This is a genomic window from Erwinia sp. GW821-FHT03D09 (assembly GCF_059420805.1).
The window spans coordinates 14,780-31,283 of sequence record NZ_JBWKUK010000002.1; the positions used below are offsets into that span (position 1 = coordinate 14,780).

At 46.4% G+C, this 16,504-nt stretch carries 18 protein-coding genes; 16 read left to right on the forward strand and 2 right to left on the reverse strand.

Going from position 1 to position 16,504, the window contains the following annotated elements; translation table 11 throughout:
- The coding region (locus AC07U6_RS01770) for a hypothetical protein (RefSeq protein WP_494764781.1) at positions 1-202 on the forward strand (202 nt) is incomplete at its 5' end.
- 14 nt (positions 203-216) lie between these two features.
- Positions 217-930 carry a DUF3053 domain-containing protein gene (locus tag AC07U6_RS01775; RefSeq protein ID WP_494761117.1) on the forward strand — a complete coding sequence of 238 codons (714 nt, stop codon included), beginning with the start codon at positions 217-219 and terminating at the stop codon, positions 928-930.
- Between the two features lie 88 nt (positions 931-1,018).
- Here AC07U6_RS01775 and AC07U6_RS01780 read toward each other — a convergent pair whose 3' ends face one another.
- Both AC07U6_RS01780 and AC07U6_RS01785 read right to left on the reverse strand, forming a co-directional pair.
- Entirely contained in the window at positions 1,019-1,300 is a 282-nt protein-coding gene (locus AC07U6_RS01780; RefSeq protein ID WP_494761118.1) for a hypothetical protein, read from the reverse strand.
- 374 nt (positions 1,301-1,674) lie between these two features.
- A complete protein-coding gene (locus AC07U6_RS01785) occupies positions 1,675-1,845 on the reverse strand; it encodes a hypothetical protein (RefSeq protein ID WP_494761119.1) in 171 nt (56 codons plus the stop codon).
- Between the two features lie 812 nt (positions 1,846-2,657).
- On the opposite strand from AC07U6_RS01785, the gene AC07U6_RS01790 reads away from it, so the two are divergent.
- The 14 genes from AC07U6_RS01790 to AC07U6_RS01855 all read left to right on the forward strand — a co-directional run.
- Positions 2,658-4,586, forward strand: a complete 1,929-nt coding sequence (locus AC07U6_RS01790; protein ID WP_494761120.1) for a PTS mannitol transporter subunit IICBA — start codon at positions 2,658-2,660, stop codon at positions 4,584-4,586.
- An 88-nt stretch (positions 4,587-4,674) separates the two neighbouring features.
- Positions 4,675-5,823: a mannitol-1-phosphate 5-dehydrogenase gene (gene mtlD / locus AC07U6_RS01795; protein WP_494761121.1), complete on the forward strand. Its 1,149-nt coding sequence runs from the start codon at positions 4,675-4,677 to the stop codon at positions 5,821-5,823.
- A gap of 80 nt (positions 5,824-5,903) precedes the next feature.
- Complete coding sequence (gene mtlR, locus AC07U6_RS01800) at positions 5,904-6,452, forward strand: mannitol operon repressor MtlR (protein WP_494761122.1); 549 nt, start codon at positions 5,904-5,906, stop codon at positions 6,450-6,452.
- A gap of 72 nt (positions 6,453-6,524) precedes the next feature.
- Complete coding sequence (locus tag AC07U6_RS01805; protein ID WP_494761123.1) at positions 6,525-6,887, forward strand: YibL family ribosome-associated protein; 363 nt, start codon at positions 6,525-6,527, stop codon at positions 6,885-6,887.
- A gap of 546 nt (positions 6,888-7,433) precedes the next feature.
- Positions 7,434-7,970 (forward strand): fimbrial protein, encoded by a 537-nt coding sequence (locus tag AC07U6_RS01810; protein WP_494761124.1) that lies wholly within the window; start codon positions 7,434-7,436, stop codon positions 7,968-7,970.
- Positions 7,971-8,049: 79 nt separating this feature from the next.
- Entirely contained in the window at positions 8,050-8,580 is a 531-nt protein-coding gene (locus tag AC07U6_RS01815; protein WP_494761125.1) for a fimbrial protein, read from the forward strand.
- A 118-nt stretch (positions 8,581-8,698) separates the two neighbouring features.
- Complete coding sequence (locus AC07U6_RS01820; RefSeq protein ID WP_494764405.1) at positions 8,699-11,242, forward strand: outer membrane usher protein; 2,544 nt, start codon at positions 8,699-8,701, stop codon at positions 11,240-11,242.
- On the forward strand, positions 11,239-11,973 hold the full coding sequence (locus AC07U6_RS01825) for a fimbria/pilus periplasmic chaperone (RefSeq protein WP_494761126.1): 735 nt from the start codon (positions 11,239-11,241) through the stop codon (positions 11,971-11,973). Before AC07U6_RS01820 ends, AC07U6_RS01825 begins: the two co-directional genes overlap by 4 nt.
- A 39-nt stretch (positions 11,974-12,012) precedes the next feature.
- Complete coding sequence (locus AC07U6_RS01830) at positions 12,013-12,660, forward strand: fimbrial protein (RefSeq protein ID WP_494761127.1); 648 nt, start codon at positions 12,013-12,015, stop codon at positions 12,658-12,660.
- Between the two features lie 22 nt (positions 12,661-12,682).
- Positions 12,683-13,186, forward strand: a complete 504-nt coding sequence (locus tag AC07U6_RS01835) for a fimbrial protein (protein ID WP_494761128.1) — start codon at positions 12,683-12,685, stop codon at positions 13,184-13,186.
- A gap of 14 nt (positions 13,187-13,200) precedes the next feature.
- Complete coding sequence (locus AC07U6_RS01840) at positions 13,201-13,767, forward strand: fimbrial protein (RefSeq protein ID WP_494761129.1); 567 nt, start codon at positions 13,201-13,203, stop codon at positions 13,765-13,767.
- A gap of 467 nt (positions 13,768-14,234) precedes the next feature.
- The gene (locus AC07U6_RS01845; protein ID WP_494761130.1) at positions 14,235-14,864 is read left to right on the forward strand and encodes a helix-turn-helix transcriptional regulator; all 630 of its coding nucleotides are present in this window, start codon (positions 14,235-14,237) and stop codon (positions 14,862-14,864) included.
- An 11-nt stretch (positions 14,865-14,875) separates the two neighbouring features.
- Positions 14,876-15,388 carry a YuaE family lipoprotein gene (locus AC07U6_RS01850; RefSeq protein ID WP_494761131.1) on the forward strand — a complete coding sequence of 171 codons (513 nt, stop codon included), beginning with the start codon at positions 14,876-14,878 and terminating at the stop codon, positions 15,386-15,388.
- On the forward strand, positions 15,385-16,504 hold a 1,120-nt coding region (locus tag AC07U6_RS01855), incomplete at its 3' end, for a hypothetical protein (protein ID WP_494764782.1). The genes AC07U6_RS01850 and AC07U6_RS01855, both read left to right, overlap by 4 nt.

Below are 16,504 nucleotides of genomic sequence, written 5' to 3' on the forward strand. Positions count from 1 at the left end.
CTGCCAATCTGCCAATCTGCCAATCTGCCAATCTGCCAATCTGCCAATCTGCCAATCTGCCAATCTGCCAATCTGCCAATCTGCCAGCATCGGCAATTATGGATCCTTGGCGGCCACACCAACGATCGCGCTATCCTTCGAAAACGAGTTCGACTATCCTTCATTCAGGATTTATCTTCTTCACAACCCGAAAGATAGTTAACAGGAGTTTTTTTCATGACCAAAGGACCTGCACGCATCTGGATGCGTTTGCTGGTGCCGTTTATGGCGCTGTTTCTGGTGCTGCAGCTAACCGGCTGCGGTGATAAAGAAGCCGACCAACGCAAAGCGTTTATCGATTTCCTGCAAAATACGGTGATGCGCAGTGGGGAGCATCTGCCTTCACTGAGCGAAGATCAGAAGCAGAAGTTCGGCAATTACGTCAGTGATTACGCCATTATCTACGGTTTTTCTCAGCAGGTGAACAAGGCGGTCGATTCCGGATTAAAACCCGTAGTCGATGAGCTTTCGGCAATTCGTACGCCACAGGACTATCTGACTCGCCGCGACTCGCTTCGCCAGGCAAGCGGTTCATTAGGCGTGCTGACTCAGCAAGTTCAGACGGCCAAAACGCAGGCGGATAGCAGTAAAGCCACGCTGAAGCAGCCGGAAGATCTCAAAACCGTCTATGACAATGTCTTTAATAAGGTGGTGACGCAGCCGGCGGACGCATTAATGCCTCTGCTGCCTACGCTACAAACGCTGAGCCAGGATGTTATCCAGGCGGGTGATTTTCTGCAGCAGCAGGGAACCCGTGTGAGCTTCAATGGCTCGGCGGTGCAGTTCCCAACCCAGGAGCAGGCATCCGCTTACAACACGTTAATGAGCAACCTGAGCATGAACGCTCAGGCACTTAATCAGGCGCAAGGCGTACTGAACAGCGTTCAGTAATAAAAGAGTTGGGGGAACTATTTTCCCTGCTGAATTTTATTTCTCGCGATATGAAAAAGGCCACATTTCTGTGGCCTTAATTTTTGAATTAACTATAACGTTTTATCCATGAATCTACGTTCTTTTCTCCGCCTTTACCGCCACATAAGATATTGACAACTCTTATCGCCTCCTGGCGTAAACCCGGGTCCGTAGCCGTAATGACACGGTAATCCATGCCATAATATTGCGGGTCGTTTAGAGCATACTGCTTCGCGATTTCCCCTAGTGCGATTAAAGTCTCGCCAGCGCCTTTATAGTCGTTTTGATTGCTATTTCCTGCGCCGCTTACCTGTGAAGCTTCAGCAATGGTTAGTTCACGAATACTCATTTCTCTTTCTCCATTTTATGAAATTATTCCCTATATTGACACAATGCCAACGAAGTAATTTTACATTAAAAATAAAATCTAAATTATAGTTTTTCACCCATAAATAATGTTGATAAGTCAATTTTTTGATCGTTGGTGTTATGTGATGGTTAATTAAACTCGAAGATTTAAGTGTGGTGATAATATGTTTATTTGGGATGGGTTTCATTGTGGAATGCCATATTAACTATGGTTTATAGCATTTTATTAAAATGGCAAGCGTTAGGGGATTCAGCGAGGATATACGTGGGTTATTTTATTTTCATGATGTTAATAACAAACAGGCCACAATTATGTGGCCTCAATTTTCCTCATTCACGCTAAAAGAGTGAACTTTACCAGCAGCCGTTTGCCCATGCATTCGCTGTTTCTTTGCTACCGGCACCAAGGTCGTCAACAATCTTGATCAGTGCTCTGCGTACGCTTGGCTCAGTGGCAGCAACCATACGATAATCCATACCGCGATATCGTGGATCGACCTGAGAGTAAAGCTTGGCAACTTCCATCAATGACTGAAGATGTGTAGCAGTAGCTCGTTCTTCATGCATCCCAAAACGCCACATCCAGCACCACTAACCTGTGAAAGTTCTGAAGTCGTTAGTTAACGAAAGCTCATTCAATAATCTCCCTGTTTATTTGAAATTTGTGCTGACTTAATGTCAATGTTTTAATTTTAAAATTGAATTTGATTTATATAAATAGGAGCATATCCATAATGAAATTAAACTAATGATTAGTTTTTATTAAAAAGGGATAGAGGTTTCGCTGCGTGTGATATCTAAGTACTAATGGAAATATTATGCGCCTTGGGGCACTAATTATATTATCAAAAAACGAGAGTGACATTGTTAGAGCAGGACTAACGTTCTTCCTTTCAACCGATTAACAGCATGATATTGCCGTTCGCGATGTTGTTTGCGACAGGCCTGAACTGGTCGGTCGGTAGTGAGTTGAGTTTGTTGAGCGGAATAAGGATTTTCGCGTAAAATTTATTGTGATAACAATCACATTTCAGAAACAAACATGATGTTTGATTTTGTGATTTATATCTCATTTTTCCATTTTTTAAGGCTTTTTTTCAGCAGTGTATTTTTTTTAAACGCAAAAGTTGTGATTAAAATCACGAAAATACCCCCTTAAGCTATTCATATATAGTGATAAGGATCACATATTATTGTGCGACTACGCAGCGTCATATTCGCGTGATAGAGTCCGCTTGCATACAGTGATACTGACGGCTTTTTCGCCGTAACCGTCTTCAAACAACATCAGCGCGCTCTCTTAATGGTCAGCGCGTACCAATAAGAGGTGTGCCTTTATGTCCTCATCAGATATCAAGATCAAGGTTCAGAACTTTGGTCGCTTTCTGAGTAATATGGTAATGCCAAATATCGGGGCATTTATTGCCTGGGGTATTATCACCGCGCTGTTTATTCCAACCGGATGGCTGCCAAACGAAACGCTGGCTAAGCTGGTTGGCCCGATGATTACCTATCTGCTGCCATTGCTGATCGGTTATACCGGCGGACGCCTGGTCGGTGGCGATCGCGGTGGTGTGGTCGGCGCAATTACGACTATGGGCGTGATTGTGGGTGCCGATATGCCGATGTTCCTCGGCTCAATGATTGCCGGTCCGCTGGGTGGCTGGGCAATCAAAACCTTCGACCGCCAGGTTGACGGTAAGATTAAAAGCGGCTTCGAAATGCTGGTTAACAACTTCTCTGCTGGTATTATCGGCATGCTGTTGGCGATCCTGGCATTCCTGGCTATCGGTCCATTGGTTGAAGGTCTGTCGCATATCCTTGCCGCCGGCGTGAATCTGATGGTGCAGAATAACCTGCTGCCGCTGACCTCTATCTTTGTTGAACCGGCAAAAATCCTCTTCCTGAACAATGCGATTAACCACGGTATCTTCTCGCCGCTGGGTATTCAGCAGGCCAGCGAAGCCGGTAAGTCCATCTTCTTCCTGATTGAAGCGAACCCGGGTCCGGGCATGGGCGTGCTGATGGCCTATATGTTCTTCGGCCGTGGCAACGCGAAGCAGTCTGCCGGTGGTGCTGCGATTATCCATTTCCTGGGCGGTATCCATGAGATTTACTTCCCTTACGTGCTGATGAACCCGCGTTTGATTCTGGCGGTTATTCTGGGCGGTATGACCGGCGTGTTTACCCTGACGCTGCTGAACGGTGGGCTGGTTTCACCGGCATCTCCGGGTTCTATCCTCGCCGTACTGGCGATGACGCCAAAAGGTGTCTATTTCGCGAACATCGCGGCCATTGTTGCGGCCTTCGCCGTATCCTTTGTGGTTTCAGCCGTGCTGCTGAAAACCAGCAAGGTTAAGGAAGAAGACGATATCGAAGCGGCAACCCGTCGTATGCAGGAAATGAAAGCTGAATCAAAAGGCCAGTCAGCAACTGTCGCCGATGCCGATGCGCTGCATTCCGATTTATCCCACGTGCGCAAAATCATCGTTGCCTGCGATGCCGGTATGGGCTCCAGTGCAATGGGTGCAGGCGTACTGCGTAAGAAAGTGAACGATGCGGGCCTGAGTAATATCTCCGTGACTAACACGGCGATTAACAGTCTGCCGGGTGATGTTGACCTCGTGATCACTCACCGCGACCTGACCGAGCGTGCGATGCGCCAGGCACCTCACGCGCAGCATATTTCACTGACTAACTTCCTCGACAGCGGCTTGTACAATGATTTAACCGCGCGTCTGATCGAAGCTAACCGCAGCGCCGAACATCGCGAGAAAGTGAGCACCACGCTCAGCGACAGTTTTGATGAAGGCCAGGAGCATCTGTTCAAGCTGACCGCCAGCAATGTATTCCTCGGCAATCATGCCAGCGATAAAGAGCAGGTGATTCGCTTTGCCGGTGAACAGCTGGTAAAAGGCGGCTACGTCGAGCCGGAATACGTTGAAGCGATGCTGGAGCGTGAAAAACTGACGCCGACCTACCTGGGCGAATCGATTGCCGTACCGCATGGCACCATCGCTGCTAAAGACTGCGTGCTGAAAACCGGCGTGGTATTTTGCCAGTACCCGGAAGGCGTGCGCTTCGGTGAGGAAGAAGACGACATCGCTCGCCTCGTCATTGGTATTGCCGCCCGCAACAACGAGCATATCCAGGTGATTACCAGCCTGACTAATGCCCTGGACGATGACAGCGTGATTGCCCGGCTGGCAACCACCACCAGCGTACAGGAAGTGTTGGATCTGCTGTCCGGTAAAACCAGCGCCTGATTCAGCGAGTGGTGATGTATTTCCGTAAGGGCCGGGCATGCCCGGCCTTTTTTGGATCGATTCCTGAATAATTTAAGTGGGTAATATCATGAAAGCTTTACATTTTGGCGCGGGTAATATTGGCCGGGGATTTATCGGTAAACTGCTGGCCGACGCCGGTATTCAGCTGACGTTTGCTGATGTAAACCAGGTTGTCCTGGATGCAATTAATGCACGCCATGAGTACCCCGTACACGTGGTGGGTGAACAGGCACAGATTGAGATAGTAAAAGGTGTTAATGCAGTTAACAGCACCAGCGGTGATATTGTCGATTTGGTGGCTGAGGTTGATATCGTTACCACGGCGGTTGGTCCACAGATCCTTGAGCGCATTGCCGGTGGCATCGCCAAAGGACTGGCCAAACGCAGTGATAACGCTAATACCCGTCCCCTGAATATTATCGCCTGCGAAAATATGGTTCGCGGTACCACACAGTTAAAAGGCCACGTGCTGAAAGCGCTGCCCGAGCAGTATCACACGTGGGTTGAAGCAAATGTTGGTTTTGTAGATTCCGCCGTTGACCGTATCGTTCCGCCTTCTGAAGCGGGCAGCAGCGATCCGCTGGAAGTGACGGTTGAAACCTTTAGCGAATGGATTGTCGATCAAACCCAGTTTAAAGGAACACTGCCTGCGATCCCGGGTATGGAGTTGACCGACAATCTGATGGCATTTGTTGAACGTAAACTGTTCACGCTCAATACGGGGCATGCCATTACCGCCTACCTTGGACAGCTGGCGGGGCATAACACCATTCGCGAAGCGATTCTCGATCCACAGGTGCGCACGGTAGTTAAAGGTGCAATGGAAGAAAGCGGTGCCGTACTGATTAAGCGTTACGGTTTTGAAGCGGATAAGCACGCGGCATATATCCAGAAAATCCTGGGCCGTTTTGAAAACCCATACCTGAAAGATGATGTGGAGCGAGTTGGCCGCCAGCCGCTGCGCAAACTCAGCGCCGGGGATCGCCTGATTAAGCCAACATTGGGTACGCTGGAGTATCAGCTTCCTCACGATAACCTGGTAACCGGGATTGCCGCCGCGCTGCGTTATCGCAGCGAGCAGGACCCGCAGGCGCAGGAGCTGGCAGAGCTCCTCGCGAAGCAGGATGTCGCGACTACGCTGGCTCAGATCTCAGGTCTTGATGCCAACAGTGATGTGGTTAAGGACGTAGTGAAAGCCTGGAGCGCTATGGCATAATGCCGGTGAACGCGCTCCTCAGGGACGAACAATCAGGGCACAGCTTCGCCGCTGTGCCCGCGCTGGCATTACTCTGCCCTATGATGAATGATATGCAGGCACTCATGGAACAACCTCAGGCTTTTGAAAACAGGGTGCTGGAGCGCCTTAACGCCGGACGATCGGTAAGAAGCTTTTTGATCGCTGCAGTCGAATTGCTGGCAGAGGCGATTAATATTCTGGTTATTCAGGTGTTCCGTAAAGATGACTATGCCGTAAAGTACGCGGTGGAGCCGCTGTTGCACGGCGATGGTCCACTCGGTGAGCTATCCGTTCGCCTGAAGCTGATTTATGGCTTAGGGATGATTAATCGTAGTGAATATGAAGACTGTGAGCTGCTGATGGCGCTGCGTGAGGAGCTGAACCATGATGGCCACGAATACCGTTTTACCGACGATGAAATTCTTGGTCCTTTTGGTGAACTGCACTGCGTAACCCCTCTTCCTCCTCGCCCCGATTTCGCCATTGAAGATGCGGAATTACGCCATATGCAGCAGCTGCGCTATCAGCAGGTGGTGCGCTCAACCATGGTCCTGTCGCTTACCTCGTTGATTTCACTTATCAGCCAGAAACAGGCCTTCAAAAAGTAGCCTCTCTTTACCCGCTTTGCGCCGCTTTAGTGTATCCTTTTCAGCAATGAATCATTGCAACGGTTAATCGTTATGAAAGAAAAAGTACAGTCAGAAATTAAAATCCTTAGTGACAAGCTGGATGCCCTTAATCACAAAGAAGCGGGCCTGCTGGCATCGGGCGACAGTGAGAAGCTGGGGGAGTTGCTGCATGAAAAAGACAAACTGGCGGCTGAAATTGAGCGTCTGCGCAATGTGCGTTCAGAAAAGCTGAGTAAAGAAGCGCAACAACTTAAAAAGCTGCCTTTCAACCGCCCTATTACTAAGAAAGAGCAGGCGAATATGGGGGCGCTGAAAAAAAGCGTACGTGGTTTGGTTGTCGTGCATCCGACTACCGCTTTGGGCCGTGAAATGGGCCTTAAAGAGATGACCGGATTCGCTAAGTCTGAATTTTAAGCATATCGCCCGGACAGAGTTCCGGGTTTTTTTAAATCATCGTCATTAGCTTTTTTATATAAAAAACAATTGGTTGATGAAACTAAGTTTCCTTAAATACTTTCATAAATTCTTACCTGTTGTGTCTCCGCATCAAAAACTTCGTCCAGCGGTTTATTTTCTCTCAAAACAAGTGTCATTATCTGTTTAAGTGGTTTTACTTAGTGCTAAGTTCTGTGCATTACTATATGTATAGTTAAATGTATCGATAATTAAAACCCGAAAAGAGACTAAGCCCGCAATTATTATTTCGATTTTAAAGTTCCAGATATATATATCGAATTCTGTGGAATGTTTTTTTTCTCTTCAAACGAAGAATAAGATTTGCAATAATTGTTTTCAACGAGCAACCATCGGTAGTTATTTCTCCGTGGCTACAGATGTCATGTAATATTATTCATGATTAGGTTCGTTAAGTTTTTTTCTGAAAAAATTCAGTACAGAAAGCTTTTTGCATTCTTGAAAACGGACAAAAAGATATTTTCATATCAATAAAGGAATAGTGTAATGGAACTGAAAAAAATTGTGTTTGGCGTTGCTTTAGCTATGGGTGTTTCTACTTTTGCTCAGGCTGTTGAAGAGCCAGTAGCTCCTACCGATCAGGGTAGCGGTAGCGTAACCTTCAAAGGTTCTATTATTGATGCACCTTGCTCTATCGTTGGTAATAAAGATCAGACTGTTGAAATGGGTCAGATTTCTAACTCAGCTCTGGCTAACGGCGGTACTTCAGTCCCTGCTGATTTCAAAATTGAACTGGCAAAATGTAATCTGGCAGACAAATATAAAACTGTCAGCGTTACCTTTACCGGTGCCGAAGGTAAAATTGAAAACTCGCTGGGTATGAGCAAAGCAACTGGTGCCAGCATCATTATGCAAGACGGCGCGAGTAACAAAATCAAGCTGGGTACTCCTACTGCACTGCAGACTCTGGCAAACGGTTCTAACATCCTGTCCTTCTCTGCCTACGTACAGGGCAACCCGGGTGAAACCGTTCAGCTGGGTGAGTTCGAGAGCACCGCTAGCTTCACCCTTGCTTATCAGTAATATTCATTATTGATGAAGAGTACATGTGGGGGCTAACTCTACATGTACTGATTTCATTTGCCATAGTTGGATTTCCTCTATGTTCAAGAAAATAAGCCTTTTAGTTTTATTGTTGAACATGAGTGCTGTCAGCCCGGCCTGGTCCTCTGATATGGGTTCTGGGCACGTAAAGATGGCTGGTAGCATCATTGATACGGCCTGCGCAATTGATATCAACAGTATCGACCAGACACTTGATATGGGCGTAGTACCGATTAGCCGAATTACTCGAGATGGTCATAGCATAAAAAAAAGTATCACTATAAATCTGGTAAAATGTGTTTTAAATAAAAATGATGAAAATTTAACGCAGTGGAAATATTTTACCATAACGTTCGATGGTATGAATGATGAGGGATTATTTACCGTCGAGGGTGATGCAAAAGGTATTGCATTAAGAATTATTGACAGCGATGGAAACGTTGCAAAGCCAGGAGTGCCACTTCCTTCTGGAGAGCTTGAATCAGGAGAGATGTCACTTAATTATTCTATTCAGCTTGTGAGCAACCATAAAGCACTGCACGCTGGTGAGTACAATTCCATAATTAAATATAAAATGGACTACTACTAAACCGCGTTATCTTTTTGATACATTAATCCTTTGCTGAGATGAATATTCAGTATGGCGCAGAACCATTGATGTAAATGACTCTATGGCGCTTAAATGGAATAAAAAAGGTCAGGGAATGATGACGCCATATTATTTTAGGTCTTTTTCTACACGCCCGCATATTCTGGGATTAATTATTAGCTGCATCATCAGCGGTGCTGCCTTTCCCGCTAACTCCCAGGACTTCAATTTTAACGTCGATGTGCTCGATGTTAACGATCGTAAAAATATCGATCTCAATCAGTTTTCCCGCGCTGGTTTCGTTATGCCGGGTGGCTACATCATGTCCGTTAATATTAACAAACAGCAGCTGAGAGAACAGCCGGTCAGCTTTTTCGCTCCGGATGACGATCCTAAAGGCAGTGAGGCCTGTATTACACCGGAGCTGGTTGAGCAAATTGGTCTGAAGCCACAAATGAAGGAAAAGCTAAGCTGGTGGCACAACGGTGAGTGTATGGTTGCTGACAGTCTGAAAGGGACGGTGGTTAAAAGCGATCTGTCCGCATCGACAGTTTATCTGAGCATTCCACAGGCCTATCTGGAGTATACCTCCGATGACTGGGACCCTCCATCGCGCTGGGATAATGGTATTCCGGGGCTGTTGTTCGACTATAACGTCAATGCCCAGGGACAACGGCAAAGTAAGAGTGGAGATAAGAGTTATGATGTTAGTGGCAACGGTACCGTTGGCGCTAACTTTGACGTGTGGCGTTTTCGTGCCGACTGGCAAAGTCGCTACAATCATCAGTCAGGTAATGAATCATCTAACAAGGTGACCTGGGACTGGAGTCGTTATTACGCCTACAGGGCGATTGCTCGTCTTGGCGCAAAACTTACTCTGGGTGAGAACTACCTCAACTCTGATATTTTTGACAGTTTCCGTTTTACCGGTGTTACGTTGGTAACCGATGATGGCATGCTGCCGCCGAATCTACGTGGCTATGCGCCAGAAGTGACCGGCGTGGCTAAAACCAACGCAAAAGTCATTATCAGCCAGCAGGGACGTATATTACAGCAGACTCAGGTGGCATCTGGCCCATTTCGTATTCAGGATATTAACGATGCGGTTACCGGTAAATTAGATGTGCGCGTAGAAGAGCAGGACGGAAGCGTGCAGGAATTTTCGATCAATACGGCGAACATTCCTTATCTTACCCGTCCGGGAACGATACGTTACAAAATTGCATCCGGTCGCCCAACAGACTGGCGGCATCATGCTAGTGGACCGATGTTTGGCTCTGGGGAGTTTTCCTGGGGTATTAATAACGGCTGGTCGTTATATGGCGGTGGTGTATCCGATGGCAGATATAACGCTTTTGCTCTGGGTATCGGTCGTGACCTGTTGTTCCTGGGTGCGCTGTCATTTGACGCAACGCAATCCCGGGCAAAACTACCCCATAGTGATGAGACATACTCAGGCGGTTCATATCGTTTGAGCTATTCGAAGCGCTTTGATGACTATGACAACCAGGTGACCTTTGCGGGATATCGCTTCTCGCAGAAAAACTACATGAGCATGAGTGAATATCTCGATGCCAGAATAACCGGTGTGCGTACGCAAAACAGTAAAGAGATGTATACCATCTCCTTTAACCAGCAGTTCCGTGAGGCTGGTCTTAGTGCGTATCTTAATTATAACCATCAGACATATTGGGACCGGCCGGACAACGATCGCTACGACGTTACGGTGGCAAGCTATTTTGACTTGGGACGCTTAAAAAACTTAAGCCTGTCATTAACTGCTTTTCGTAATAAATATAACGGGCATACTGATGATGGAATGTACTTGTCGCTATCATTACCTATCGGCACCGATGCCAGCCTGAGCTATAACGGCAGCTGGGGGCGTTCTGATAGTACAAATAAAGCGAGCTATTACAAACGGGTTGATGAACACAACACCTATCAGGTCAGTAGTGGATTGTCACACAGTAAAGCACTGGCAAGTGGTTATTATTCTCATGAAGGGGATATTGCGCAGGTTGATGCTAATGCCACTTATCAGGAAGGAGAATACAGCTCGGTCGGATTGAGTGTGCAGGGTGGGGCAACCGCAACGCTGAAAGGTGCTGCCTTGCACAGAACCAGTATTATTGGCGGAACCCGAATTCTGCTGGATACCGATGGTGTAGCGGATGTGCCAGTCAGTGGTTATGGTTCAACTACCTCGTCTAACCGTTTCGGCAAAGTTGTATTAGCTGACGTAAGTAATTATTACCGAAACAAACTCAGCATTGATCTGAATAAGTTGCCAGAAAATGCCGAAGCTATTCGTTCCGTCACTCAGGCGACCCTGACTGAAGGCGCAATTGGTTATCGTAAATTTGAAGTTATTTCTGGAGAAAAAGCGATGGCGGTACTCCGTCTGGCAGATGGGTCTACACCACCGTTTGGTGCTACCGTCAGAAATAGCAAAAATCAGAGTGTCGGGATTGTTAATGACGGCGGTAGCGTATATCTGTCCGGTATTAAAGCAGGTGAAACAATGAAAGTATTCTGGGATGGCAAAGAACAATGTGAATTGCCACTGCCTAAGAATCTATTAATCAGCGAAGAGACAAATTTACTGTTGCCATGCCACCTCGTGGCTGTAAACAAAAAAATAGATGAGATGAAAAAATGAAACAAAAAGTTATTCTGGGGCTGGTACTGGCCCCACTGATGATTCAGTCGGCATTTGCGGCTATCGCATTAGATCGTACCCGCATTGTGTTTGACGGTAGCCAAAAATCGGTGAGTTTAAGCGTTAGTAACGAAAATAAACAGCTGCCCTATCTGGCTCAGGCCTGGCTTGAAGATGAGAAAGACAACAAAGTAAGTTCGCCATTAACCGTATTACCACCGGTACAGCGTATTGAGCCAGGTGCTCAAAGCCAGGTCAGGGTTCAATCGGTAGGCGCAGACAAGAGCCTGCCCCAGGATCGCGAATCGCTGTTCTATTTTAACCTGCGGGAGATTCCACCACGCAGCGATAAGCCTAATACGCTCCAAATCGCGCTGCAAACGCGCGTAAAACTCTTTTACCGTCCTACTGCGCTGATGGTTCAGGGCAACAGTACGCCGTGGCAGGAAAAGATCACCCTGACTCGCCAGGGAGATCGTTATGTGGTTAATAATCCGACGCCATACTATGTCACCCTCGTTGATGCCGGTAGCAGCGTGAAGGGACCGTCAGTAAAAGACTTTGAAGCGGTAATGATTGCGCCAAACGGCCAGGCCCCGATTAAACCCGGCGCCGCAGCATTAGGCGACAGTCCGGTATTAACTTATATCAATGACTACGGTGGACGCCCTCAGCTGAAATTTACCTGTAGCGGCACGAACTGTAAGGCGACACCGGTTAAATCTAAATAACGGATATACAGAATAACCTGCGGGATAAGGAAATCAGGTATGCAAAAACAACAGGGAAAAAAGAATTGCAGCCCGCTGATGCAGAATGGACAACCCTCTCATTCAATCAGGTTTGTCGTTGCAACTGCGATTCTTGCTGTATGTACTTTATATCATCCTGCCCTCCTGGCCGCGGAAAACTGGGAGGTAGACGGGGCGCACGGCGAAATACACGTTCACGGTTCGCTGACGGAAAGTGCCTGCCGTTTGGCTACCAGTTCCGCCTGGCAAGATATCTCTATGGGCAATATAGGAACTGCGCAGCTGCGCCACATTGGCGAACGTGGTAAAGCCGTGAGGTTTGAAATAAAGCTCGAGGATTGTGCTTCTTCTGCCTCAAGAATGAGCGATAGCTTTACAGGCAACGTTACCTGGAGCAACAGGCAACCCTCCGTTTCCATTAGTTTTAAGGCTCCTTTAGACCCCGATAATCCGGAGCTGATTCAGGTCAGCGGAGCCAGCGGGCTGGCGTTGCGGCTTACGGACATGCTAGGAAGAGATGTCCGTATTGGGAGCCATGCTACTCCTCTTCAGCTAACACCAGGGAATAATCAGTTAGTCTATATCATTGCCCCCGAACGTACTCGTGCAAGCTTAGTCGCCGGAAACTGGTGGTCACTGATCAATGTTGGGCTGGAATACCAATAATTAGATAACAAGGAAAGTAAAAATGAAATTATTGAAAAAAGGCACGGTATTCGCACTGGTTCTTTTATTCTATAATCAGGTAAATGCTGAAGATAATTTGAAATTTACCGGGACGTTAGTTATTCCACCGCAATGTACTATTGGTGTAGATGATACCGGTTCGCAGATCGTTGTCGCATTTCCTGGTCGTATGCCGATCAGTAAAATCGATGGAGTTAATTTTATGCAACCGGTTCCTTACAACCTAAAATGCGGGAGCGGAACAGCGGGTCTGGACCTACAGTTAACGCTGGTTGGTACGGGTTCTTATGGTGATGGTGTTATTAAAACAAACCTGGGCGATCTCGGGGTTCAAATTTACTATGGTAGCGGTGGGTCGAAAACTAAATTTAGCCTGAATAAGCCTATTGATATTAACTATAACAGTCAACCGCAAATATGGGCCGTTCCTGTGAATAAGCCCGACGGAAAATTAACGGATGGTAATTTTGAAGCAACGGCTACATTAAAGGCTGAATACCACTAACTGGAGCAGGCTGGATGAAAAAATATCTCAGATTTAGCCGATCATTTTTATACACCAGCGTGCTGATGACGACTTTAGCAGCTGGCTCATCTGCATATGTAGCTGAGGATAATAGCGGTGCAGATAATCTGCGTTTTTCGGGACAGTTAGTTGCTCAACCCTGTATTATCGATGAGGGTAATGTATCGCGTGAACTTAATTTCAATTCTGTTATCGAAAAGTCACTTTATATTTATGGGCGATCATATTCTCGTCCATTCAGCTTATTGCTTTCTGAGTGCGATTTAAGCGTAGGCAAGAATGTGAGAATATCTTTCGATGGACAGAGAAGCCTTGCACTTCCTGACCTCCTTGCAATAACGGAGGGGGGGAAAACATCTGGTATCGCGGTTGGGCTTGAGACGGCTGATGGTTCACCTCTTGCGCTCGGTAAAAAGACTTCAGATTATCAACTGAAAGCAGGGAGCAATGAAATTTTCTTTAAGGCTTACATTCAGGCAGAACCGGAGGCTATTACTAAAAAAAACATTGTCTTAGGGCCGTTTACCGCTGTTGCAACATTCTATCTTGAGTATGAGTGAATCAACGACTCAATGATTTTGGTAATCGAACGGTAATAAAGAAATAAAATCTCTCCGGCACCGGTTACTCTTTCTAAGCTGCGTGTTGGCTGAGCGTCTTGACATTAATTTTTAAAAACATTAAAAAGACGCTCAGCAACACCCCTTCCTTTTTTTAATTTTGATTTTTCCAGTTAAAACAGTGTGTTTTACTCTGTGTCGGCAGGTGATTTCTTGCTTAAAATCATGTCATTAAGTAAAAAATTAAATATCGCCATCAAAATAAAAATTAATGGCTTGCGACTATCTAAGCCGTTAATACATAAATTGCGATATAATATATCGCAATTTATGTATTAATGACGGCTTGCTTTTTTTATTAAATTCTCTGGGATACAATCCCAACGATTGCCATCAGGAGATAGCAGGGGTGGTTGTTGAGATTAAAAAGCAACTTCTCGGGTTAGGGATAACATTAGGACCTATTTATGAAAAGAAACCATTTAACAGTTGTCATCAATGACCCTAATCGCTTTTTTGCTGAAGGGCTAATGAATTGTATCAGTGATAACTCTTCGTCAATAGGATTGAACGTGGAATTTACCGACTGTGTTTTTAACAGTCGGGCAAAGTTAATATTTTTGTCTGCGGATACGGTATCAGTTGCAAATCTTCATTATTTGAATCGCAGACTGGCTTCTCGTGCATTGAGCGTATTTATCATCCATGATGTTGCATCAAATAATACAGCAAATGCTCTGAAAATCAGCAAGTTAAATCAGTATACATCATTATACAGAGATCAATCCGTTGATGATGTCGCTACTGCTATTCGTAGGCATCTTGAACCACAATCTGATTTACGTAACATTTTAATACCGCCGTGTTCAGTACGATCTAAAAATAATCTTACCAGGCGTGAGACTGAGATACTGCGTTATCTCGCTCGGGGTATTAGTAATGGAGCGGTAGCTCGTTTTCTTCACATTAGTGAAAAAACCGTTAGCGCTCATAAACGAAATATTATGTCTAAGCTAAACATGATTCGTCCTGCCGAACTGAACTATTGGCTTCTCCAGGAAGGGTGGTGTGAATCATGGCGTGCCCGTGAAAAATAACTGAGAAATTCATGATTAAAACATCTTCCAATTTATTTTTATATGCAAGAAATAATGCGATATTATTTTTTGCATTTTTTTTATTGGGTTGTCAGACCACACCAGATTCAGGTAAATCGATGGTCCGTTTATCATCCAATACCACGCAAGTGCAATCTGCCCCCGCTGGGGCTACACCAGCTTCCTCTGATGTTGATAGTGGAAAGCCCGCGCTTGCCCAACAGAATATCAATGCAGAGACACATAGCGAAAAATATAAGACGGAAAGTGAAAAGCTGCAGCAGTGCCAGTCTCAGTTGGAGGCACTGAAAGTGATGAGCCCTGCGCAGTACACGCGTATGCGTAACTCTTTCGATTATCTGATGAATGGGGCTGCTCAATACGCTAACCTCCGCCAAAAAATTAATGCCGATACGCAGGACACGGTAGATGCCCTGTATCGATATCGCGCTAATCTGCTTTGTGCTCAGATCGCTCAAACACTACTGGATGGACTGACGCGCCGAGGTGAGGCTCGTCCATGAATCGTAAGCCAGGCGCATTCCCTTTTGTTCATTCCCAGATTGCGTTGCTCATATTTAGCCTGACGGTTGTTGGCCGGCCGGCCTATGCTGAGCCGAATGAAGCACCGGCGGTTCTTCAGTTTGCGCGTAAGTATCAGCAAGAACAAACTGACATTCCGCGGTACAAACCCTCCAAAAAAGCGCCTCAATCGGAGCGTAAAGGTTCGTCTGTACCTGAAAAACCTGTACTTGCACCTGTGGTCAATCAGCCGCTGATTACTGAGCCTGAACGGCGTCAGCTGTTACAGATAAAAGGGCAGGTTGCGCAAAAAGAGCAGGAGATTGCGGCGCAAAGTCAGACCATTCAAAAACTTGAAAAGCAACTTTCTACACTACAGCAGGCAGCTGATAAAGCGTCCGCCGCAGTGGCTGCTATTCCAGCGGCTTCACCGCAGGATGTGCAGATGGTTCAGAATATGATTGAGAGCCTTTACAGGACATTCACTTTACGTCCTGCTCCTGGCACTCTTGCTGAAAATCTGAAGCAAGCCAATCAGCGTGCGGCAAATGCCCGGCTGGCTGAAGCTGCGATGCAAGAAAAGCAAAAAGAGCTGAAATTACAGCTTGATGAATTACAGAACAAAATTGTGGTTCTAAAGAATAGCCGTTCTCAGAGCGAAAACGTACGTGAAACATCGCTGAGTACAAAACTGGAAATGCTGAACAAGCAAAAAGATCGGCTGGAATCAGATCTTGCGACAAGCCGTCAGAAAGCAACACAGGCGTCAGCGCAGGTTCAACAACTTGAAAATTCCATGCGCAAGTTAGAAAGCGAGAATAAGCAGCTTATGTTGCAGATCTCCGGCCACAGTAGCGTGAGCGAAACACTTGAGCGAGTAAAAAAACAGCAAAATAAACTGCAGGATGAACTGGCCACCCGGCAGCAGCAACTCACCGATTTAGAAAATGAAAAGCAACAGCTGCAGCAACAGCTGACGGCAGCTCCGACGCCCGCTCAACTTGCCGATAGTCAGCAGCAGGTTGTTAAGCTTAAAAATCAGTTGGATGCCAGTGCTCAGCTGCTACAGAAACAAGAACGCAGCGCTACTGAGCAGGCTAAATTAAGCAGCGAAATGC